Source organism: Citrobacter sp. W9, from assembly GCF_026719375.1.
Lineage (GTDB): Bacteria > Pseudomonadota > Gammaproteobacteria > Enterobacterales > Enterobacteriaceae > Citrobacter > Citrobacter werkmanii.
Genome location: NZ_JAPPTE010000029.1, coordinates 14224 through 36227, shown reverse-complemented (window position 1 = coordinate 36227; position 22004 = coordinate 14224). Strand labels below are relative to the sequence as shown.

Annotated in this window: 25 protein-coding genes and 1 pseudogene; 9 read left to right on the top strand and 17 right to left on the bottom strand. The window is 60.6% G+C overall.

Annotation, left to right across the window (positions count from 1 at the left end; all coding sequences use genetic code 11):
- Positions 1-244: 244 nt before the first annotated feature.
- From OOJ59_RS25345 to OOJ59_RS28300, 13 genes and pseudogenes are all read right to left on the bottom strand, one after another.
- On the bottom strand, positions 245-895 hold the full coding sequence (locus OOJ59_RS25345; RefSeq protein WP_268063532.1) for a DNA-binding protein: 651 nt from the start codon (positions 893-895) through the stop codon (positions 245-247).
- 554 nt (positions 896-1449) lie between these two features.
- Positions 1450-1605: pseudogene (gene psiE-GI / locus OOJ59_RS25340) on the bottom strand (heat resistance protein PsiE-GI); the annotation flags it as partial.
- Positions 1602-3317, bottom strand: a complete 1716-nt coding sequence (gene kefB-GI / locus OOJ59_RS25335; RefSeq protein WP_161469796.1) for a heat resistance system K+/H+ antiporter KefB-GI — start codon at positions 3315-3317, stop codon at positions 1602-1604. The gene kefB-GI and the pseudogene psiE-GI, both read right to left, overlap by 4 nt.
- 3 nt (positions 3318-3320) lie before the next feature.
- The gene (trx-GI, locus tag OOJ59_RS25330; RefSeq protein WP_012761376.1) at positions 3321-3761 is read right to left on the bottom strand and encodes a heat resistance system thioredoxin Trx-GI; all 441 of its coding nucleotides are present in this window, start codon (positions 3759-3761) and stop codon (positions 3321-3323) included.
- Complete coding sequence (locus OOJ59_RS25325) at positions 3751-4896, bottom strand: hypothetical protein (protein ID WP_161469795.1); 1146 nt, start codon at positions 4894-4896, stop codon at positions 3751-3753. The genes trx-GI and OOJ59_RS25325 overlap by 11 nt, the downstream gene beginning before the upstream one ends.
- Positions 4897-4975: 79 nt before the next feature.
- Entirely contained in the window at positions 4976-5587 is a 612-nt protein-coding gene (gene hdeD-GI / locus OOJ59_RS25320; protein WP_085819397.1) for a heat resistance membrane protein HdeD-GI, read from the bottom strand.
- Between the two features lie 96 nt (positions 5588-5683).
- The gene (yfdX2, locus tag OOJ59_RS25315) at positions 5684-6571 is read right to left on the bottom strand and encodes a heat resistance protein YfdX2 (protein ID WP_161469794.1); all 888 of its coding nucleotides are present in this window, start codon (positions 6569-6571) and stop codon (positions 5684-5686) included.
- A gap of 102 nt (positions 6572-6673) precedes the next feature.
- Complete coding sequence (gene yfdX1 / locus OOJ59_RS25310) at positions 6674-7588, bottom strand: heat resistance protein YfdX1 (RefSeq protein ID WP_085819399.1); 915 nt, start codon at positions 7586-7588, stop codon at positions 6674-6676.
- 22 nt (positions 7589-7610) lie between these two features.
- A complete protein-coding gene (gene hsp20-GI / locus OOJ59_RS25305) occupies positions 7611-8069 on the bottom strand; it encodes a small heat shock protein sHSP20-GI (RefSeq protein WP_053461217.1) in 459 nt (152 codons plus the stop codon).
- A 146-nt stretch (positions 8070-8215) separates the two neighbouring features.
- Complete coding sequence (clpK, locus tag OOJ59_RS25300; RefSeq protein ID WP_161648082.1) at positions 8216-11065, bottom strand: heat shock survival AAA family ATPase ClpK; 2850 nt, start codon at positions 11063-11065, stop codon at positions 8216-8218.
- A gap of 105 nt (positions 11066-11170) precedes the next feature.
- The gene (gene hsp20, locus OOJ59_RS25295) at positions 11171-11740 is read right to left on the bottom strand and encodes a small heat shock protein sHSP20 (RefSeq protein ID WP_034126243.1); all 570 of its coding nucleotides are present in this window, start codon (positions 11738-11740) and stop codon (positions 11171-11173) included.
- A gap of 34 nt (positions 11741-11774) precedes the next feature.
- A complete protein-coding gene (gene mads1, locus OOJ59_RS25290; protein WP_015060211.1) occupies positions 11775-12056 on the bottom strand; it encodes a methylation-associated defense system helix-turn-helix domain-containing protein MAD1 in 282 nt (93 codons plus the stop codon).
- 248 nt (positions 12057-12304) lie between these two features.
- Entirely contained in the window at positions 12305-12484 is a 180-nt protein-coding gene (locus OOJ59_RS28300; protein WP_108912252.1) for a phospholipase, read from the bottom strand.
- Positions 12485-12657: 173 nt separating this feature from the next.
- Between OOJ59_RS28300 and OOJ59_RS25285 the strand changes: the two genes are divergently transcribed.
- From OOJ59_RS25285 to OOJ59_RS25245, 9 genes are all read left to right on the top strand, one after another.
- A complete protein-coding gene (locus OOJ59_RS25285; protein WP_015060212.1) occupies positions 12658-13227 on the top strand; it encodes a hypothetical protein in 570 nt (189 codons plus the stop codon).
- A gap of 94 nt (positions 13228-13321) precedes the next feature.
- Entirely contained in the window at positions 13322-13960 is a 639-nt protein-coding gene (gene parA, locus OOJ59_RS25280) for a ParA family partition ATPase (RefSeq protein ID WP_008166580.1), read from the top strand.
- A gap of 21 nt (positions 13961-13981) precedes the next feature.
- Positions 13982-14203 carry a plasmid partition protein ParG gene (locus OOJ59_RS25275; RefSeq protein WP_011178357.1) on the top strand — a complete coding sequence of 74 codons (222 nt, stop codon included), beginning with the start codon at positions 13982-13984 and terminating at the stop codon, positions 14201-14203.
- A 33-nt stretch (positions 14204-14236) separates the two neighbouring features.
- Positions 14237-14623, top strand: coding sequence for a ParC family partition-associated protein (gene parC, locus OOJ59_RS25270; protein ID WP_011270177.1), 387 nt, complete (start codon positions 14237-14239; stop codon positions 14621-14623).
- Between the two features lie 165 nt (positions 14624-14788).
- On the top strand, positions 14789-16165 hold the full coding sequence (locus OOJ59_RS25265; protein ID WP_015060213.1) for a replication initiation protein: 1377 nt from the start codon (positions 14789-14791) through the stop codon (positions 16163-16165).
- A 417-nt stretch (positions 16166-16582) separates the two neighbouring features.
- Positions 16583-16822, top strand: a complete 240-nt coding sequence (locus OOJ59_RS25260; protein WP_442781395.1) for a hypothetical protein — start codon at positions 16583-16585, stop codon at positions 16820-16822.
- Positions 16823-17176: 354 nt separating this feature from the next.
- Positions 17177-18088, top strand: a complete 912-nt coding sequence (locus OOJ59_RS25255; RefSeq protein WP_059385975.1) for a DNA-binding protein — start codon at positions 17177-17179, stop codon at positions 18086-18088.
- Positions 18088-18279, top strand: coding sequence for a hypothetical protein (locus tag OOJ59_RS25250; RefSeq protein WP_033147142.1), 192 nt, complete (start codon positions 18088-18090; stop codon positions 18277-18279). Before OOJ59_RS25255 ends, OOJ59_RS25250 begins: the two co-directional genes overlap by 1 nt.
- 194 nt (positions 18280-18473) lie before the next feature.
- The gene (locus OOJ59_RS25245) at positions 18474-19301 is read left to right on the top strand and encodes a 3'-5' exonuclease (RefSeq protein WP_059385974.1); all 828 of its coding nucleotides are present in this window, start codon (positions 18474-18476) and stop codon (positions 19299-19301) included.
- A gap of 153 nt (positions 19302-19454) precedes the next feature.
- On the opposite strand, the gene OOJ59_RS25240 is transcribed toward OOJ59_RS25245, so the two are convergent.
- From OOJ59_RS25240 to OOJ59_RS25225, 4 genes are read right to left on the bottom strand one after another with little or no spacing between them, the layout of a single operon-like run.
- The gene (locus OOJ59_RS25240) at positions 19455-20048 is read right to left on the bottom strand and encodes an OfxX fusion product (protein WP_223930628.1); all 594 of its coding nucleotides are present in this window, start codon (positions 20046-20048) and stop codon (positions 19455-19457) included.
- Positions 20045-20683 carry a DUF6753 family protein gene (locus OOJ59_RS25235; RefSeq protein ID WP_009873359.1) on the bottom strand — a complete coding sequence of 213 codons (639 nt, stop codon included), beginning with the start codon at positions 20681-20683 and terminating at the stop codon, positions 20045-20047. The genes OOJ59_RS25240 and OOJ59_RS25235 overlap by 4 nt, the downstream gene beginning before the upstream one ends.
- Complete coding sequence (locus OOJ59_RS25230; protein ID WP_015060218.1) at positions 20676-21359, bottom strand: nucleotide-binding protein; 684 nt, start codon at positions 21357-21359, stop codon at positions 20676-20678. The genes OOJ59_RS25235 and OOJ59_RS25230 overlap by 8 nt, the downstream gene beginning before the upstream one ends.
- 12 nt (positions 21360-21371) lie before the next feature.
- On the bottom strand, positions 21372-21728 hold the full coding sequence (locus tag OOJ59_RS25225) for a hypothetical protein (protein WP_015060219.1): 357 nt from the start codon (positions 21726-21728) through the stop codon (positions 21372-21374).
- Positions 21729-22004 lie beyond the last annotated feature (276 nt).

Sequence of the window (22004 nt, the reverse complement as noted above, 5' to 3'; positions counted from 1 at the left end):
CTGTTTTATTTTATTGTTTTCGGCATTAAGCCCAATTTCTTGAGCGTTACGATAAAGCTAGAATGGAAACGATAGGTGCAAGCAAGTTAAGGGTTGCATCGCGCATGTCAATCTAGGCTATAGCCCAACCGGGCGTCAGACGAAGCGGCGAAAGAGCGTCAGAGTAGGGCCTTTTCCGGAATTTCCTGACGCCTTCGGCGCGGCGTCTATGGCCTCAACCTGACACGCCAGCCGTTAGCGTGCTTTATTGTCCGAATTCTGAGGCGACCCCCTGTAGATACTGCAGCTGTTCATCATGCTGGCGCTGGAGCTGATCACGTTGATCTTTGGCCGCGCCACGGAAGTGCTCCAGAGCCTGCTGTGCATGGCGACTCCGCTCCTCTTGGGAGCGGGCGTGCTGTCGAGCCTGCTCCAACTGCTCCTTTAAGGCATTGAGCTGCTCCGACAGTTGAACAAGCGCCGTCTCTTTAGAGGCGAGGTGCTGCTGCATGGCCAGCCGTGCGGTTTCTGCCTCGCCCAGCGCAAGCTGGGCCCGCTCTAACTCGCCACGAACGGCACTGAGTTCATCATGCAAGCTGCCCCGCTCGTCGTTCCACTGGGCGCGTGCAGCCTCAAGCTCTTGCGAGATGCGCTGTACCTGGGCCTCGGCATCCTCCCGCAGCTGGCCAGCAAGCTGTGCAGACAGGCGCATGATCGCATCGCTTACCGCTACTTGAGGCGTCTGCGATCCCCCCTCAGCGTCCTCGATCTCCTTGAGATAGCGATGGATGGTGGTTTTTGAGCCGGTATCGCCCAGCTCTGCGCGCACGGCATCGATGGATGGGTAGCGCCCCTGTGCGAGGAGGTTCTGCCTGGCGCGCTGAACCTCAGCCTTGTAGATCCCGGAACGACGCATACCCCCTCCATTTCATACCGTAGTACATACCATGCTATTACATACTAGTTATACAAGGTTTGAAACTAAATAATCAGAAAACGTAAGGCGTGATAATCGTGGATTATCGCATGTGATGTGCTGGGGACGCCCGAAAACCCAGGCAGAACCGTACTGCCGCGTGCCATACGGTCGAGCGCCAGCGTTTCGCAGGTCGAGGCCCAAAGTGGCGTAGAGACCGCAGTGGCGCGGCGCGTAGTACGATTTGGAACAGAAGAATGCCGCTCGCCTGCATCGCGGGGGCTTGAGCCACGGCTCAACCGCTGATTGCCTCGTAAGCCCACATTCTGACCAGCACGGATTGAGGTCTTAGCTGGCTTGGCCCCTTATCGGCTTGAGCACATCAACCGCTTCGGGGATTACGTTCTGGATTTCGGCCGTAAAGTTGGGGCCCTGACTGATGACTTCCGGATCCTGGAGGATGTGGCACTGCCGGACAACTCCAAAAAGTAGGGTTTTTCTATTATGAATCATACGGATATGCGAATTTTTGAGGATTTTCAGTTTTCCCGGCCGACCCTCGAGATGAGCTGGAGCAGCGACACCACGATGATGACGGCAATCACCGCCGACAGAACGAGTGCGACAACCTGCTCAAAGCGCTCGTAAAAGCTCATGATGGCCCACTGGTCACGCAAGACCTGAAATGGGTTAAGGCGTGTTGATTTCATGACGATGAACTCCCTGGAAAACGGCTGCTGTCGAGACGGCGGCGCATTGCGCTGATGTGTCCTTCAATCAGCTCGGTCGACATGCCAAGCGTCGACATCACCTGTTCCGCCAGCCCAATAGCTGCGGCAAAGGATTGCTGGTACACGCGCACGTTGGGCATGGCGCGAAATGCATCGGCCGCGGTCGTACTTCTGCATGACACCCACAAGGTCAGCGCCGGACGGCGCTCGGCAATCGCCTGGGCGATGCGCAACGCTTGCTGGGCATGGGCGAACGTCAGCACCACCATGTGCGCATGCGTCAAGCCGGCAGCCAGCAAGGTATCGGGCCGACTGGCATCGCCATGGAACACCGGCGCGCCGGCGGCACGCGCGGCCTCGACCTTCTGCGCGTCCGCCTCCAGCAGCAGATGCGCCACGCCGGCGTGGCGAAGAATCTCGCTGACTGTCAGGCCAAGCTCGCCCGCGCCGCAAACGATGACATGGTCTCGATATCGCGCCGTCTGCGCGGCGATCTCGACTTCTTCAGCCTGGGGTGGCTGAATGACGCCGCCGGTGCGGCTCAAGAACCGGGCAAGTACATCGTGATGGCGGATCAGTAGCGGTGCCAGGGCCATGCTGAGCACCAGCGCAACTAGCATGGGTTGTACGACGGTCGCGGGGATCAGATGCTGCTGCAAGACCATGCCCAACAACAGCAGGGCGAACTCGCCGCCATGCCCCAACGCTATGCCCGTGCGCCAGGCATCGAGGGCGGACAAGCGCGTCGCCCGCAAGGCCAGGGTATTGAACACGATCTTGACCGGCACCAGCACTGCCAGCCACGCCAACACCGTCAGCGGTGCCGAAAGAATCTGTGCTCCGTCCAGCTGCAGGCCGACAGTCACGAAGAACACCCCCGACAACACATCGCGAAACGGTTTGAGGTGGCTTTCCATGTGGTGACGGAAGTCGCTCTCGCCCAGCACCATGCCGGCCAAAAACGCACCCAGGGCGGCGGATACGCCGACCGCGTGTGCAGCAGCGGCGGCAGCCACCACCACGCACAAGGAAACCAGCACGAAGGATTCTTCGTGGCCCTGCCGCGCCACCCAGCCCAGCAGGCCATGCAACAGACGACGGGAGGCGAGGGCCGCTGCCGCGAACAACATCAGCACGCCCAACACTTCGAGCAGCACGCTCTCGATCTTCGGCGACTCGCCGCGCGCCCAGATCGCCAGCAGGGCCAGCAGGGGCACGCTGGCCAGGTCCTGAAAGACCAGCACGGCGATGGCGCTGCGACCGTGGCGGGTGGTGAGCTCGCCTTGGTCGGCCAGCTGTCGGCTGACCAGCGCCGTGGACGACATGGCCGCCGCAGTGCTGAGCAACGCAGCGCTCTGAACTGGCTGTCCCAGCCACATCAACATCAAGGTCAGTGGCGTGGCGACAGCGATCATCTGCAAGCTGCCGGCCGCCAATACGGTTTTACGGGAAAGCCAGAAGTGCCCGAGGGAGAACTCCAGCCCAACCATGAACAGCAGCAGGGCCACGCCCAGCTCGGACAGAAAATCAAGCGCTTCTCCCGGCGCGACTACACCGCTGACCGACGGGCCCAGCAAGGCGCCGACGGCGAGGTAACCCAGCAAGGCGGGTACTCTGAACGCCGCCGTCGCCACCGCCGCGAGGCTGCATGCCGCCAGCAGGATCAGGGTGGCGCCGAGCAAGTCCTGCATCGGTCAGCGCCCCACCTGTGCAGATGCCCAGCGCACGATGTCCTGCGCGCCCAAGGCGCCGGCCTGACGCCCGATCTCCCGCCCACCCTGGAACAGGGCGAGCGTCGGAATGCTGCGGATGCCGAACTGCGCGGCCAGGTGGGGTTCTGCCTCGGTATTGACCTTGGCCAGCCTGACCCTGGGTTCGAGCTGGCGCGCCGCTTGCTGGAACTGCGGGGCCATCATCTTGCACGGCCCGCACCAAGGTGCCCAGAAATCGACCAACAGTGGCAGGTCGCTGCGCTCCACGTGGCGCGAGAACGTCGCCGTGGTCAACTCGATGGGTTCGCCCGTGAACAAGGGCTGCTGGCAGCGGCCGCAGTTGGGATGTTCCGATAGCTTCGCAGTCGGTACGCGGTTGATGGACTGGCAATGCGGACAGACGAGGTGAAGATCATTCTTCATGGTTCGCCTCCTTGGACCACAGTGAGGCTGCCGCGCTTCGGGTCGCAGACAATGCCGACCAATCAACGCCTTGGAGCCAATCGTTCCCGTCTTTGCTTACTCCGGCCTCTTCCAAATGAGCAGCGATGAACGCTTCGGCCGGCATGAGCCACCTTTGGACAGTATCTTCCTTACTAGGAATCAGCAGGATTTCAGAGACGCTGCTGGCATCCAGCCCGTCCACACGGATAAGCAGAAAAATGCGCCGCCACAAACGCGGCATGTCCTTCAGCAGGTCGAATGCAAAAGCGAACTCGCTCGACCGATCAACTAGCTCCTCCTGTTCCGCGATCGTTGCGGCATCGGGATGCTGACTGTCAGCGATGATATCGGCCAGCCTGAGTGTGTCATCGGGCTGATAAAATTCGAAGACTTCCTCTTCCACCATGGCCTCGGCGACGTCTTGGGCATCCGGTTCGACCGGCGCGTCCAGAGAAACGAATTCGCCAAATTGCCGGCTGCTTGCCACTTCGTTATCCAGGACGGCGAACAGATGCTTCAAAAGACCGGTGTAAGCCTCTTTTTCCCCCGGCACGGATTGCCATTCCACCTCAGCTCGGACAATCGCTTCATCCACCACGTCGCGCAGCGTCGGATAATCGCGCGGTAAATCGCCGACGGCCCGCAGATAAGCCAGCTCACGCCTTGCGACAGCCTCAAGTTTCGACAGTAGAGGCATTCGGGTCACTTTGGCCTCATGGGCGGCTGACGCGGGTTTTGCGGCAATCCGCACCTTGAGCTCGCGCAAGCGCTCGCGTCGTGCTTTGCGCTTGATTTGGTCCTGAGCATGCAGCCGGTCAAAATGCTTCTTGGCCTGACGGAACAACGACTGTGCGAGCATCTGCGCGAGGGGCGTCAGCTCGTCATGTGATACAGTAACGCTGACAATCTTTTTGCCGGGCAGGTGCATATAGCCACTGGCCAGAAATTGCCGCTTGGTCTTGTCGCGATCAAGGACGATTTGAAGTCGCACTGAATGTTTAGTGTGTTTGTCGAGCAATGGCTTGAGGGCGCGCTCGATCACATTTCCCAAAGCTCTCTGCCATGGTTCATGAAACTCTTTGTCGATAGCTCGATAGCTATATTGAATCTGCATGCATGACTCCTTTGATGTTATTTCTATGGAGGCACGAACCGAAAATGCTCATATCCATAGAATTTAGTTTGACCCGTTCTTATCCCTGGCGCGTTTTGCGAAGACGCCAACTCAAGAACAAAAGCGTGACACCATAGACTGCCGCATAGAAGCCCAACAGCCAGCCTGCGGCCAGGAATGACTCGACCGGACGGGAAAAAAATACCCACAAGACGATAGCGCCAAGGACAATCGAGAGCAGTCCACTGAAGGCAAGCCAGATTTCACCCTTGATTTCTTGACGCAGCCGAACGGCGGCGGATATCTCCAGCACACCGGTGAAAATCGCCCAGAACCCCACGCTAGCCCATAAAAAAGAAGCCATGACCATCGCGGCGACCCAAGGAGCAACCAGGACGACGACGCCGGTAAGTATGCCGACAATGCCGCTGAACAGCAGCCAGCCCCAGCGCTCTTTTTTCTGGATATGGCGCACCGCTGCAACCAAGTTGAAAGCGCCATTGACCAAGGAAAATGCGCCGAACACTAAGGTCATGGCCAACAGAGCCGATTGTGGCATCCAGAACGCAAGGGCTGCGAAAATCAATGCCAAGACACCGCGCAACGCAAAAATCCACCAATTTTCGGTCAATGAACACAGTGTTTTGGTGGGCTCATCCGCACTGGAATCGGTGATGGTGTCTGTATTCATGCTATATCTCCTAAAGATCTAATGGGGTGAAAAAGCAAACACTCCTGAGCCAAGAGAGGGGCGCGACGCGCCCCTCTTACGCCCTATCCAGCGGTTTCAGAACAACTTGGACAGCTTTGCCTTGATTTCATCGAGCCAGCCTTTTCCGCCGCCTCCCCCAGCCGTCTTTTGCTCGACTTTCTTGAGTTCAGCATACAGGGGCTCAAAGTCCTTCTTCTTTCCATAGCCCAGCAGTTCTGCCATTTCCAACTGCTGCCGCGCTTCGTTCAACAATGTCTCCAGGCGCTCATTGGACGCTTCGCTCCGCTGACCATCTTCTACCAAGGTCTCGGCGCGCTTCAGGAGCAGCCTGGCGCGCAGGGCGGGCAGCGGATGCACGCTGCGCGTCTCGACCAGCGTGCTGAGCGCTGCCTGCAGCGCGGCTTTGGCTTCTTCAATCTTGCCCTGATCGATCAGCGGCACGACTGACTTCACGGCTGCGGGATAGGACGCCAGAGGGATGTTGGTGACCGCGATCACGATTTCACTGGCCAGCAAAGCCAGCACGTGACGTGCCTGTTGCACCTCGCCATGTTTGAGGGCATCCAGCGCCTCGTCGGTCATCGCCTCAATGGTTTCCGTGTTGGCGAACAAGTCGTGCACGATGGTGCGCACATCAACGGGGGCCAGGGCGAGCGTGGGTTCGCGCGCAACGATCAGCTCCAGCTTTCCCGTCACTTCGGCCAGCGTTGCCAATGCGCGTGCAGCGTCCTTTCCGTCAAGTGCGGCCAGCGCTGATTTGGTCAGCGCCAAGGCCGAGACGGCCTCATCGAGGACTTGTTTACGTTTGTCTGCCGCCTGCGAGTCCGTTTCCTTCTGAACCTCAGGCTGTACCTCCGTGACGACTTCAGCCTTGGCCTCTGGACTGACAGGAAGGCTGCTTACCGCGGCCTGTTCGTTTATTTCTTTGTTCGTCGCATTGGGATTCGATGTTTGCTCATTCATGGTGATATGCCTCGTGTGAGTTAGTGAAAATAGGCGAATCTATTGGGGCTGACTGCGAACATCGCGAGACTGACCGACAGAGCAGTCAGCCCCTTCATCACCTCAAAACAGCTTTTGGATGCGCGTCTTCAACTCGTCGAACCATCCCTTGCCGCTTTTGCCACCAGCCGACTTTTGCTCAATGGACTTCACCTGATCGAAGATGGGTTTGAAGTCCGCCTTCTTGCCATAACCCAGGATCTGCGCCAGCTCGATTTCCGTGCGCACGTAGGCCAGCAGGGCGCTGAGCTCCTCGCTCTGTTTGGCATCGCGCTTGTCGGTCTCGGCCAGCTTTTCCGCTTTTGCCATCGCGGCTTCGGCCCGTAGCACGGGCAGAGGAGAGGCGACCGAGGTCACCACCAGCGTGTTCAGTGCTCGGGCGAGTTCCGCCTTGGCGTCGTCGATCTTGCCGCTGTCGATGAGCCGTGCGGCCGACTTGATCGCTGCCGGGTACGTTGCCATCGGCAGGTTGTCGGTTTCGATCACGATTTCGCTGGCAAGATTGGCAACAATGGGCCGTGCCTTTTGCACCTCGCCATCATCCAACAACTCCCGAGACAACTCGACCGCTTTCTTGACCGATTCCACGTTGGCGTGGATGTCATGGGTGATGACGCGTGCATCGACGGGCGCCAAAGCAAGTTTTGGGTCACGCGCCAATACCAGTTCCAGCTTTCCGCTGGCCAGTTCCAGCGCAGCGAGCGCCTCCTTGGTCTTCCTTGCATCAAGGAGGATCAATGCCTCATGGGTCTTGGCCAGCGCAGTGATTGCATCTTGGGCGAGTTCGGCGCGCTTTTTCGCGGCTTCCCGGGCGACCTTGTCATCTACCTGTGGCAGCGCCGCTTTGGATGCGGCAGAGTGTGCTGCAGCACCTGGACTAGAACCTGCCGCCGATTGGGCCAGGGCCGGTCCGCTCAGTCCGACGACGACCGCCAGGGCAAGTGCGGAGAAGGTTGATTGGGGCTGTTTGATATTCATGATCTTGGGCTCCTAATTAAAGTTAGTTGACTGAGATTTCAATCTGTTTCGGTTTGGCTTGCTCGGCCTTGACAAGCCGCACTTCCAGCGCGCCGTCTTTCATCGAAGCCGTCACCTTGGTCGGATCAACGTTGTCAGGCAAGACAAAGCTGCGCACAAAGCGGCCATACGCACGTTCGATGCGGTGGAACTTTTTGCCCTGCTCCTCTTTCTCCAGTTTGCGCTCGCCGCTGATGGTGAGCACACCGTTTTCCGCGCTGACGCGCACGGCATCCTTGGGGACCTCCGGCAGATCCAGTTTGAGGATGAATGCGTTCTCATCCTCGCTGATGTCCACCATTGGCGCCCAGTCCGCCGTGGTCATGGCTTCGTTGCTGGTACGGGCGCCCTGTCGCTGGGGTGTCCGTCCCAACATCGTCGCCAGGCGGTCTTGCAATTCATCCAGTTCCCGGAAGGGGTCCCACGGAGTCAATGCAGACATATCGGTTCTCCTTGAACAATGCCGGCGAATTGGATGACGCACCGAACAGAGCCGCCGGTTCACTCTGAATAGCGCCTACTACTTTTCGTTTCCATCAAGAACAAGTCCTTGGGTCAATTGAAGGATCACGACAGCCTCCCCATGACTCAAGATTCGCCGCCCGCTGACTTTTTCTTGCGCGCAGGCTTGCTCGCGTCGCTCGGCGGCGTCTCGGCCACGTTCGCGGCATCGGGCTTCTCAGGCTCGGCCGGCTTTGCGGGTGGCTCCTGGCGCTCGAAGACCACCCGTTCGGCCTTGTCGTCCCAGCGTGCGCTGGCGTGATCGCCCTTGCCGATTCCGCCGCCGAGCATCTCGCGCGCCAGAGCAGTTTCCAGCTCGCTGCGGATCAGCCGCTTGAGCTCACGCGCGCCGAACTCGGGCTTGTAGCCTTCCTCCGCGAAGTGATCGATCAAGGTCTGATCGAAGGTCAGCGTCACGCCCTGGCTGGCGGCGTTGCGGGCCACACGATCGAGCTGCAGGCCGACGATATGGCGGATCTCCTCCTTGCCCAGCGCATGGAAGACGATGATCTCGTCGATGCGGTTGAGGAACTCGGGGCGGAAGTGTCCGCGCAGCACGTCCATCACCTCGCCCTTGGTCTTCTCGTATTCCTCGCCGGCGGCGCCACGGGCCTTCAGCCGACGCTGGATGATGTCCGAGCCCAAGTTCGAGGTGGCGATGATGATGGTATTGGTGAAATCCACCACCCGGCCCTTGCCGTCGGTGAGCCGCCCGTCGTCGAACACCTGCAGCAGGATGTTGTAGACGTCGGGGTGAGCCTTCTCGATCTCGTCCAGCAGCAACACGCTGTAGGGCTTGCGACGCACCTTCTCGGTGAGCTGGCCGCCCTCGTCATAGCCCACATAACCCGGAGGCGCGCCCACCAGGCGTGCCACGGTATGGCGTTCCCCGTACTCGGACATGTCGATGCGCAGCAGAGCACCTTCATCGCCATAGATGGACTCGGCCAGCGCCTTGGCGAGCTCGGTCTTGCCCACGCCGGTCGGCCCGAGGAACAGAAAAGTCGCCACCGGCTTGCTGCCTTCGCGCAGGCCCGCGCGAGACAACCGCACGGCATCGGCCACCGCGCGCACCGCTTCGTCCTGGCCCACGAGGCGCTCGTGCAGCCGCTGCTCCAGATGCAGCAGCTTCTCGCGTTCTTCCACCGTCAGCTCGTTGACCGGAATGCCGGTCAGGCGCGAGACGATCTGCGCGACATGCTCGGCTTTGACTTCGGCACTGCCCGAGGCGCGCTCGCGTTCCCATTCCTCGACAAGCTTCTTGAGTTCGGCCTCTTTGGCCTCGATGTGCTTGCCCAGCTCGGCGGCCTTGTCGTACTGCTTGCGCGAGGCCACATAGTCCTGCTCACGCCGCAGCTGGTGCAGTTCGGACTCCAGCTCTTGCACCGCCACCGGGCGGGCCGTGGCCGACAGCTTCACACGTGCGGCCGCCTGGTCGAGTAGGTCGATGGCCTTGTCAGGCAAAAAGCGCGCGGTGATGTAGCGGTCCGACAACTCGGCGGCGGCGATGATCGCATCCTCGGAGATGCTGACCTTGTGGTGCGCCTCGAAGGTGTCGCGCAGGCCGCGCAGGATCATCATGGTCTGCGCTACCGTCGGCTCGGGCACCATCACCGGCTGGAAGCGACGCTCCAGCGCGGCGTCCTTCTCGATGTACTTCTGATACTCGTTGAGCGTGGTGGCGCCGATCAGGTTCAGTTCGCCGCGCGCCATCATCGGCTTGAACACGTTGGCCACGTCCAGCCCTCCTTCGCCGCCACCCTGGCCTGCACCGACGATGGTGTGCACCTCGTCGATGAAGAGAATCAGCTCGCCCTGGTGCTCGGTCACTTCCTTGAGCACCTTCTGCACGCGCTCCTCGAACTCGCCCCGGTACTTGGCGCCAGCCACCATGGCATTGATGTTGAGTTCCACCAGGCGCTTGTCGCGCAGCGTCTCAGGCACTTCACCGGCCACCATGCGCTGCGCCAACCCTTCGACGATGGCGGTCTTGCCGACGCCGGGCTCGCCGATCAGCACCGGGTTGTTCTTCTTGCGCCGGGCCAGCACTTCGATGGTCGTCTCGATCTCCTGCGCGCGGCCGATGACCGGATCGAGCTTGCCCTCGCGCGCCATCTTGGTGAGGTCGCGCGAATACTTGTCGAGTTCCGGCGTGTTGGTCGGCGTCTCGGCGCGGCCATCCTCGGCCCCTTTGCCGACCACCTTGCTTACCTGCTGGCGCAGCGCTTGCGGCGTGAGGCCGTAACGGCGCAGCAGGTTGGCCGCCAAACCTTCGCCTTCCTCGGCGAGCCCGATCAGGAAATGCTCCGGCCCGACATAAGAGTGGCCGAGTTCGTTGGAGGCCACGAAAGCACGGCTGAGCGCGTCCTTGACCCGGGGCGACACGCCGATCTCGCCCTCGAACGGCTTATCGCCGCGCTTGGCTTCGGATTCGATCTGGCGCTTGAGGTCATCGACCTTGATCTTGAACTGCCCCAGGATGGTCTTGACCACGTCGCTGTCGGATAGCGCCAGCAGCAGGTGTTCGGTATCGACTTCGGCGCGCCCGAACTCTGCAGCGTGTCGGGCGGCCTCCTGCAATAGGGCCTCGGACTGTTCGCTGATACGGCTGGCGAGCCCACTGCCGCGACGGCGCGCGGTGCCCGTACCGGCCGGGGCGGGTTCGCCGAACGAGGCATCGACGACCTCGTCGGTATCGGCCGCCATGGACGGTGCGTCGTCACCGATGCGGAAGAAGTCGCTGCCAAGGAAGTCCTCGAACAGGCCGCTGCGCGAGCCGAACAAGGCTTCCAGCGGCGAGACGGTGCGCTTTTGCTGGCGCACCAGTTGGCGGTAATGGTCGTCGCACAACAGCATGGTGCTGTGACGCCCGTTGAGATTGGCTTCCACCCGCACGGTGGCGGGTTGGCCGCAGACCTGGCATTGTTTTCTGGCCATGCTGATGCTCCTGAGAAGGTTGACAAGGTTGAGGCGACGAGGCATCGCGAGCCGCGACACCTCGTCTCGTACCGGGTTTTTCTTGTGACGAACGAGCCGGCGACGTCAGCTGTTGATCGGGATCGAACGTCCCTGCTTCGGCGCGCTGACCTCGCGCTTGTCGATCGTGACCGTGAGCACCCCGTTCTTGAACGATGCCTTGATCGAATCCTGATTGGCGTCGTCAGGCAGGTTCAAGGCGCGGTGAAAGCTGCCGTAGGTGCGCTCCACACGGTGGAAGCCACCTTCCTTCTTCTCCTGTTCCTGGCGCTTCTCGCCACGCACCACCAGCACGTCGTTGTCGAGGGTGATCTGGATGTCCTTTTCCTCGACACCGGGCACTTCCAGGGCAATCTTGTACTGCTTGTCGGTTTCCTGGATGTCCAGGGCCGGCTTCAGCATGCCCGACCAATCGGATGGCAGCCGCGGCATGGCCAGCGCCGGAAAACCGAAGCCCCGGAACGCGTCATCGAACAGCCGGTCGATCTCGCGATGCAGTTGCAGGATCGGGCTGACTGGCCCGCTCGCCGCTGGCAGGTCATTGCGCTGCACCGGCAGGGAAGAGGCGGTCTGCTGCTCTTGCTGCTCGTTCTTGAACCAGTTCCAGGGAGCCAACTTCTTGAAATCGATGTCCATGTCATACCTCCAGAAAAATTGAAAAACGAGTTACTCAAGCCCTTTGCCTGCTGCGACGGGCAGTGCGCCCAGGCGACACGGGCTGCTCGGATGACTTCTGCTGTTCACGCTTGCGCATCACCTCCTTCTTTGCTCCGGCTCGGGTCTGATCATTGATCCACTGATCGATTTCACTTTGACGAAACCGCCACGTCCCGCCGACCTTGAAGGCCGGAATTTCCCCGTGCGCGGCGAGCCGGTAAAGCGTCCGCTTGCCGACCTTTAAGTAGGTAGCCAACTCGTCGAGTGTGAAGATCGCCTGCTGGCGCGCTGTCATACCACCCCCACAAGTTCCGTCGTCACGCGGCCTCGCTCGAGGAAATTCTTGCAAGACTTTGCAAGATATTGCGCCTAACATGCCGAAAGTCAAGAGTCAAGAGTCAAGAGTCAAGAGTCAACATCCAGCGACCTGCTGGCCGATTGATGTGACTCAAATCTTCAAGGACGGTATGCCAGGGCGGGCCGGTCCGGCGCAGGGGACGGTGGGTTGATCGGGACCTTGCGGGCGCCGCCCACGGCCGCAGATCAAACACCGATCCTCACGTTGTAACCGAGCGCCCGCAGCCCTTTGCTCGTGCGCATGTTCCTTGGCGGAAACTCGTCTGGGCGCGCCCAGCCGACGATTTCCCCGAGACTGCTCAGGCCAATGTGCGGAATGGCCCAGTCGTCGCTGCGGATCGCGTTACCCAAGAAGCCCAGTGGCAGCGCAGGACGATTTTGGCCAAATCATCGAATCCACGTCCTCAAGGCCAAGGCGTTACTATTTAGTTCGGATTACGGACGCGGGTTCGGTTCCGTGTTCCACCACCACATACCAAACCGCGTTAGTTCGCGTAAAGCCGCAAAGCACCATAAAACAGTGACTTGCGGCTTTTTCTTTGGAGCAGGCTCGACAGCACGCCCGCTCCCAAGAGGAGCGGAGTCGCCATGCACAGCAGGCTCTGGAGCACTTCCGTGGCGCGGCCAAAGATCAACGTGATCAGCTCCAGCGCCAGCATGATGAACAGCTGCAGTATCTACAGGCCGAGATCCGACAGCTCCGTGACGCCAACGCATCGACTCAAAACGCGCTCGCGGAGCAGCGGCAGGTCGCCAATGAGCGCCAATGTGAGGTTGTCCGTTTAGAGCAGATGGTGGCGGCCCAGCGTCATGAGCAGCTCGTGCAGGAGCGTGAACTCAAACGACTGAAAGACATTGAACAGCAGCATGCCAACGCCGCCACCCAGCTTGCGGCAAGCCAAAGCAGAGTGTTGGCCCTGGAGGCGATGACCACAGACGCTGTTGCCGCTCGGGACGAGCTAACGGCCGTGATCAAAAGACTGGAGTTACAACTAGATGTCGCGCAGGCGACGGCGGCCTCGCAGGATCAGGTACTGCGGTCGCTCTCTGCGTTCATCGCAGGTTTGGGTAAAGCCAATACAGAACAATTGATTACGCCAAATTCGTGAGGATTTTCAGTTTTCCCGGCCGACCCTCAATATGCTATACTGCGCTTGAGTAATTCCTTTTTTCCTCAAACGCTCAATAGCTCAAGGAGCGCATATGCAAGTCATTGCTGTACTGAACCAGAAGGGCGGGGCGGGTAAAACCACCATCGCCACCCACCTTGCCCGCGCCCTGCAACTCGACGGCGCAGACGTGTTGCTGGTTGATTCTGACCCGCAGGGCAGCGCCCGCGATTGGGCCGCCGTCCGCGAGGATCAACCCGTGCCCGTGGTTGGCATCGACCGGCCCACCATCGAGCGCGATCTAAAGAGCGTGGCCCGGAAAGACTTTGTTGTGATCGACGGAGCGCCGCAGGCTCATGACTTGGCCGTGTCGGCAATGAAGGCCGCCGATTGCGTGCTGATCCCGGTGCAGCCGTCGCCCTACGACATTTGGGCAACCTCTGACCTCGTGGATTTGGTCAAGCAGCGCATCGAGCTGACCGACGGCAAGCTGAAAGCGGCTTTCGTGGTGTCCCGTGCGATCAAGGGCACCAAGATTGGTGCGGAAGTCTCCGAGGCGCTGGCCGGGTACGGCCTGCCGATCCTGCAAACGCGCATCACGCAGCGCGTCATCTACCCGAGCAGCGCGGCCAGCGGCACCACGGCCATTGACCAAGAGCCGACGAGCGAGGCCGCCGAGGAAATCCGGGCGCTGGCTGAGGAAGTGCGCCGTTTCCTCAATTGCACCATTTGAGTAATTAAGGAGTAGGTGAAAATGAGTAGCGGGAAACTTGGCATGAAAGCAGGCCGCCCGAGCGCCGCGAAGGCTGGCCCTACCTTGTCCGACCTTGCCGACAAGGCCGCCACCGTCCGGGTGAATTTCGACCTCGACCGGGCCGAGCACACGAAGCTGAAGATTTACGCCGCCAAGACCGGGCGCAGCATCACGGACATTCTGCGCGAACTGGTGCGCTCACTTGATGAAAAGAGTGATTGAGTAATCACTTAACCGGCTGGACGGGTCAAAAGCATGGACTATAGTCCATACATTTTTGATTTGGCGAAATTTAATAATGTTGATGAAATACGGCGCGTGGGGTATAAAGTGATGGTTGAAATGGAACCGTTGAGTCTGGAGGTACTGCCGCCCTCTCATTTCAAGGCGTTTGCGAAGAACGCACCGCATGAGATCAAGGGCGCTGTCATCGAGAACACAGAGCGCGGGCTGGTGATCGTGCTGCACGTTGGCAACGAGCGGCGCATTCTCGGCCAGTACCGGGGAGGCATCCGGTTTTTTCGCTCTTTCGATGGCGCGGCGGCAGTGCTGCGGCAGCATGGCGTGCTGCACTGGACGGCGAATGCAAAAGGCTGGATTCCGCGAACTTTGGAAGCGAAGGAGCGGAGTTCAGATGGATGAAAAAGCAAAGCCCCGCGTGGCAGCGGGGCTTGGCAAGAGGTGGGAACCTAGCAGGTGGCACTGTTTGGAACCCCAAGGCGTGACCGATGCAGACGACCAGAAACACCCAAACTATGGTCTGCATTGTAGCGCCCTACCTCTTGCCGCACAAGCGGAAAGAGGGTTATGGGGCAAGCACAGCTACGACTTTTCAGCCCAGCCGATGAGGCGGGTTGCTATCACGACACAGCCCGGCAGGGCTTTTTCTCGTTGCTCATGGCGACGGGCGAGGGCAGCGGCAAGAAGCAGGACAGTTACCGGCTGTCACAGATGCCCGTGGTGCTCTCCATGCTCGACCACAGCCGGGATACGTGGCTGTCTCAGGCCGAGTTCATCAAGCCAAACCGCCGTGTCGTCAATCTGGCCCGTATCGGGCTGCTGTTCGCTGACTTGGACACCTACCGCGAGCCGTGGGCGCAGGGGCGCAGCCCCGAGCAACTGGCCGCCGCTGTCATGTTCCGCTGCTACGACGAAGGCGTGCCGCCGCCGTCGATCCTCGTTTTCTCTGGCCGTGGCGTGCAAGCAAAGTGGCTGCTGGATGGCACCTTGCCGCGTCAGGCGCTGCCACGCTGGAATGCCTGCCAGCGTTACCTGATCGACCGTCTGGCCGGGCTGGGCGCTGATCCAGCGGCCAAGGATGCAAGCCGCGTGCTGCGGCTGGTCAATACGGTGAACAGCAAGAGCGGCGAGGTTTGCCGCGTCATCCACGTTGAGCAAGGCCCGGACGGCGAGCCGATCCGGTACAACTTCGAGTATCTGGCCGAGGCGCTACTGCCGGTGGCCCGCTGGGACATCGAGGCCGACCGCAAGGCCCGCGCCGACCGTCGCCAGTTCAAGCTGCTGCCGGGCGGCCAAACCGGCAACCTGCGCACGCTCAACGGGCGGCAACTGGCGTGGGATCGTCTGGAGGACTTGCGCACGCTGGCCGCGCTGCGCGGCGGCGTGGCCGAGGGCGAGCGGATGCAGCACCTGTTTTGGCGGCTGAATTTCCTGCTGCTGTCAGGTGCGACGCACACCGGCCAGATGTACCACGAGGCCGCCGCGCTGGCCCGTGAGCTTGACCCACGGTGGAACTACCGCAGCGCCGAGCTTATGACGCTGTACGCCAAGGCCAAGGCCCACGAAGCCGGGGAAAAGGTGGAGTTCGGCGGCAAGCAGTTTGCGCCGCTCTACACGCCCAAGAACGACACGCTTATCAGCCTGTTTCACATCACCGACGACGAGCAGCGCAAGCTGCGCACGCTCATCAGCCGGGACATGGCCGCAGAGCGCCACAGCGAGCGCGAGAAAGCCCGCAGACGTGCCGCTGGGGCTGTCGATCGTGCTTCCTATCTGGAAGCAGCCAGCGCCAAGCAGGCGCAGGCTTTGGCCCTCAAGGCGCAGGGTCTGAGCGTGCGGGCCATTGCTGCACAGATGGGCATTAGCAAGACCGCTGCCGGGCGCTACATCGCAGAGCCGGGAGAGTGTCCCAAGTCCATGCGTATTACAGGCGGGGAGGGCTGATCGTGAGGTGTTCAAAGTCCGTCCGTATTACTAATGGCGGAGCCTTCCGGGCGGGTGTCCCAAGTCCATGCGTATTACTAATGGCGAAGCCTACGCCCGGCGCGTAGCGCCTGCCTTTGAGTAGCGCCTGCCTTTGAGTAGCGCCTGCCTTTGAGTAGCGCCTGCCTTTGAGTAGCGCCTGCCTTTGAGTAGCGCCTGCCTTTGAGTAGCGCCTGCCTTTGAGTAGCGCCTGCCTTTGAGTAGCGCCTGCCTTTGAGTAGCGCCTGCCTTTGAGTAGCGCCTGCCTTTGAGTAGCGCCTGCCTTTGAGTAGCGCCTGAACGGCGCGGCCCCCTCGTCCAGTTCATCGGGTGGCTGTCATGAGTCGCGCCCGTCGATCCTTTCCGCCCGCGCTGCTGGATTCGTTGCGGGCAATGACGGTGCAGGAAACGCTAGACCGGCTGGGCCTGTACTGGAAACGTGAACCTGGCTTTGTGCCGGTGAAGGACAAAGCTACGGTGCGGCTGAATGTGTCCATTGGTGGCGGCGGTGTTGAGCTACTGGCGACCGGGCCGAAGTGGTACGACACGCGGAAAGAGCAGGGCGGCGGTGCCATCGACCTGACCATGCACCTGTTCAGATTGTCATTTGTGGATGCGGTCAAACGGCTGTCGCCTTGATCGTGTTTGCAAGATGCCCCCGGCAGGGCCGCCGGAGGCCACTCGCCGCCGTGAGGCTCTGGGGGCAGGGTGGCGGTCTTCGCCCTTCGTCCTGCCCCCTTTCTTACCCTCTCAAAACGCGCTGTAGGCCCGTTTCTGGCCGGAGCCGGGCGGCGGGCGGAAAGCTCCGCTTTTCGTTCGACGGCTGGCCGACAACGAGCCGAAGGCGAGGCGTCAGCACGGTGTTTCACCAAAAACGAGCAGCCGACCGGGCAGCGGTACGTTACGAAAACCGCTCGCATATCGTATCTGTATTGCGTATCATATCTGTATTGATACGATTTACACTGATACGGTACGAAAGGAGCAACGATCATGGCACGTCAGGGCATCACTTTTGAGCAGGTCGCCGCCGTCGCTGATGCGCTGGCAGGCGAGGGTCAGCAGCCGACCATCCGGGCGGTGCGGGAGAAGCTGGGCGACACCGGCAGCCCGAACACTATTCACAAGCACTTGACCGCGTGGCGCGAGGCCCGCCCGGTGGCCGCAGCCGCTGCGCCGGAACTGCCGCAGGCGCTGACCGCTGCCATTGCCGCCGAGATCGAGCGGGCCGCATCGCGGGCACGCGGCGAGATCGAGGGCCGTCTGGTGCAGGCGCAGGCGGAGGCCGCCGAACTGGCCGCCGCTGGCGAGGTGCTGGAAGGCGAACGCGACGAGCTGGCCGAGCAGGTGGCCGTGCTGACCACTGAGCGCGACACGCTGGCAGGCAAAGCCGCCCAGCAGGCCGCCGACTTGGCCGAGGCGCAGCAGCGCATCGAGCGCGAGCAGCAGGCGGCAGAGTCTGCCCGGCTGGAGGTGGCAACCGCCCGGCACAAGATCGAGGCGCAGGCCGAGCGCGTGAGCGAGCAGGCCGCCGAGCTTGAGCGCCTACGCGCCGCACTGGCCGAGGCACAGCAGGGCCGCACCGCCGCCGAACAACAGGCCGCCGTGCTGGCCGCCAAGCTGGAGGCGTGCGCCGACCGTGTGAGCCGCGCAGAGGCCCGCGCCGAGCAGATCGAGCAGCAGGCCGCCAAGGCTGCACAGGCCCACGACACCGCCCGCGCCGCAGCAGCGCAGGAAACCCGGCAGACGCAGGCCGAGCGTGACGAGGCTCGCAAGGTGGCAGCAGAGGCCCGCGAGCAGGCCGCACGACTTGCCGGGCAGCTTGAGGCGCTGCAACGGCAGCAGGACAAGGCCGAGGCCGCCGAGAAGGCCACGAAGGCACCGAAAGGGAAGGGGGGCGAGTGATGCCAAGCGCCGCAGAATTTCAGGCGCTGTCCGATGAGTTGCGGCAGCTTGGGGCGGTGATCGTGCAGGCTGCGAACCTGGGCGATCAGGAGCTTGCATTGTGGGCCGTGGGGGCGCTGTCATCCGCAGCCGCCCGGCCTGCATGGTGGGCGAGAGAGGCCGCAGACAGCGAAGCTGTGGGATGCAAATAAAGTCCCATCCTAAGCTACGCCAATTTTCAGGACTGTTTTGAAAGACTCAGGCTTGGCAGGCGGGTAAAGTGTCATTCTGAAAGGATCGCGTGGCATTGGGCGCGGCCTGAATCGTGAAAATAAAGTCTCATACTTTCGAGCGTCTGAATCGTCGCCCACTACCGCCGGGACTGAGACACCAACAAGGGGGGCGTATGCCCAAAACCCGAAAACACCTCACCCCGACCGAAGCAGAGGCCAAGGGGCTTCTATGCCGTAAGCACCTCAAGGAACGCCTCCGCCTCATGCCGGGACTAAACACCAAGCCCGCTGGCAGTGTCTGGCAAGGTCAGGGGGCTTATGATGTGTACAACCCAGCCGAGTGCGTGCCGTGGCGCTGGATGCCTGGGCGTGCCCAAGTCCGTCGCCAGCACGTCGCAGCGCAGGCAAAAGACCTGATCGCCGCAGGCTGCATTGTGCTCGACACCGAAACCACCGGCCTCGGTGATGACGCCGAGATTTGCGAGATAACCATACTCGACGTGACCGGCGCACCGATCCTCGACACGCTGGTACGCCCGACCCGGCCAATCCCGGTCGAGGCGACAGCGATTCACAAAATCACCGACGCCATGGTGGCCAGTGCGCCGAGCTGGCCCGAGGTGGCCGAGCAGTACGCCGCCGCCGTTGCTGGCCGAACCGTCGTTGCCTACAACGTCGCTTTTGATGCGCGCTTGCTGCGGCAGACCTATCAGATACACGGACTCACCGCGCCAGTGTTGACGACCGCTTGCGCGATGCTGATGTATGCCGAGTGGCATGGAGAGTACGACCGGAGCCGCGACCGCTGGCGATGGTTGAAGCTGATCGAGGCTGCGACCGACTGCGGCGTGGCAGAAGACGGCGCACACCGCGCCCTTGCCGACGCCCGCATGACGCTGGGTGTGCTGCGATACTTGCAGCGCCGCACGAACGGACGGCGACCGGCAGGGCCGAAAGTGGCCACCGTCCCGCAGGAGGCTTTGCCCTCTGTTTTAGGATGAAACTCTATTTCAAAGAATGAGACTTTATTTGTACGGATGAATCTTTATTCGCATCCCACACATGGCTTCTAACCACGCTTCGTGCATCCAGAATGGGGCTATTTTTCCGTGCTGAAGTGTGCAAAGCGGATTGAGCACCCGGCGTGGGTTCTTTCATGTCTCGACGGAGAGCAACAGGCCGTCCGCATGGACGGAAAAGACTGGTAGTGCTTTCGGCTGGCCCTTCTTCTTGCCTTGCGTTTCGGTTGGCTTGAGGTCGCCCCAAACGCCTTGCACGGTTTTGTTCAGTTCGTCGATGAAGCGTTCCGGCATGGTTTTCAAGAGTTCTGCAGTGATTGCGTTCGCGTCCTCAAATTGCTTTCTTGCTTCGGCTTCCTTTTTCCGTCGTTTTTGCCGCTCCTGTTCGTATTCGTCTAAGGTTTGCCTGTGTCTGCGCTGTGCTTCAGCTTCCGCTTCTTCAGCTTGCCTTCGTGCTTCCTCTTTGGCTTTCTGTCGGCGTGCTTCACCCTCTGCTGTGAGTGCTGGTTTTACCAGTTCGCCAGACTTGGCCTCGATGGTGATCGAAAGCGGTTCGCCGCGATGGTCTACCAGATCGAAAGGCAGACCATCCGCATCGAATGCCGTGAGGTAAAGATTGGCCCCATAGACCTTGTGCCCCGGCCTCACAGCTTCGTATTTTTCTGCTGCTGCGTGCAGTGCTTCCGCTAGGCGTTCTGCCGTGATTTCTCCTTTGATCTTGATTCTCATGGCAACCTCCATCCGTAGGTGCCATCCGATGCGGGCTTGACGTAGCACACGCCTTTTTCGACGTACCACCCCGGCCTATCGCACTTCGCCAAGCTGGCGAGGCTTCCCGTTTGAGCGAAGCGGTAGGCCAAGCGCCCCTCTGGCGTGTTGGCCCATGCCGCCGCCGCTTTCTCGTCCTTGGCTTCGGTGTATCCCGCGCCGTATCCGGCCTGATAGCCCGAATCCTTGCCGCTGCTGTGCATGTACCAGCCGAACAGGCCGACGCACAGGAAGGCCACGGCGATGCAGCCCGCCGCCCACTGCCACATCTGCTTTGCTGATGTGTTGTGCGCGACCTCTTGCGCTGCTGCTGCTACCGCTTGCGCCAAATCCGCCTTGGCTGCTTCCGCTGATGCTTTCACGGTTGCATCCGCCGTTACCTTGAAATTGACCAAGGTATCTTTGGCTGCTTGTGCTATCGCTTGCGGGAACTTCTCATACTGGCCTTGGTAGTGTTGCAAGGCCATGAGCACCAGCCACAGCGCATCATTGTTTTTCAGGCCGAGTGCATCCCGAACCCGGTAAAGACTTTGCCGCTCCGCGTCACTAGGTTGCCTGCCGAGCAGCTTTGCAAAGCTGTCGTCTAGGTCACTCATGGACTACGGCCTCCAATACCTTTTTGGCCTCGTTGCGCCACCGCGTAAGCTCCGCACGGTTGCCAATGGGCAATTCCTTGAGTGCTACCGCAATGCTCATGCGCTTGCTGTAAATGTCATCGCTCACACGGTCGGCCATGTCCGGGAATGTCACCGATTTCCCGCCGCGTTCCTCTACCGCCGTGCGCAGCTTGGAGCCGTTGTAAAGCTCGAACTTATTTTCTTCCCCGAAGTGTCCATTGCGTACCACATGAACATCCGCATTCGGAATTGCGTCCATGTATTCCTTGAGCAGTTCGAGGCTATCCCGTTGGCGGTTAATCACCCACAGCGTGACCAGCTTCCGCTTGAGTTCTTCAAGCGTGCTATTCAGTGTTTCACCGTAGGCGCTCACGCCCTTGTTATTCCGTGCTGCCGTGTTGATTACCACGACGCTATCCGGCTTGCTATCGCACAAGTTCACTAGCTGAATCCATCCGTCCGCCTCATCCAGATTGATAAGCTCCGTTTCCGTGCTTTCTTTATAGGCTTTCCATACGTCCGGGTTAGAGGTGTCAGACTCAATCAGCAAGACGCTTTCGCCGCGCTCTTGCAGGTAATCAACCGTTGCCATCGTGACAAGCGACTTGCCAACGCCGCCTTTGCTGCCACCGATCAGGTAAATGCTTTTCGCCATGTTGCTTACTCCTTAAATGTCGTCGCTGTCAGGTTTCGGGGTGAATGTCGCCTTTGATGTATCCGCAGGCTTCTTGACGGCGGGGCGGGGGCGGGGTGTGTCTCCCGGTGCTTGCACCGGAGCTTTTTTCGCTGGCTTTGCTCTCTGCAAGTAGCTCTTGAGTGTTGGAGTTGCGATGCTCAGACCTTCACCGCGCAGCGTCTCGGAAATCTGGTCAAGCGTGTATCCACGCTTTTGCAACAAGGCGATTTCCTTCGAGAGTATGCGCACGGCATCTTGCTTGCTGTGCTCTTGCTTCTTTTTCTCGACTGGCGGCATCTCTCGCAGCTTTGCAGCGATAGCCTCTAGCTGTTCTGTCGTGCACTTCATCGTGCTAACTCCTTTGCTTACTTGTTGCGGAGTTGACAGCATAGCGCCATTTGTGCTTGTTGCAAAGTGCGTCCCGTGCACCTAAACTGCTGATACGATAGTAGAGCGGATGAGCAATACAGGATGACCGTTGTAACACACATGGCTTCGCCACGTGGTTCCAACGGACGCCTGCCCATTCGGCGCTTCGCTTCTCACGGTCTGGCTTATCCTGCAAGGGGTATCCCCTTGACCCCGGACAGTGCGGCGCTCTCGCTTCTTACTGTCCAAGACACA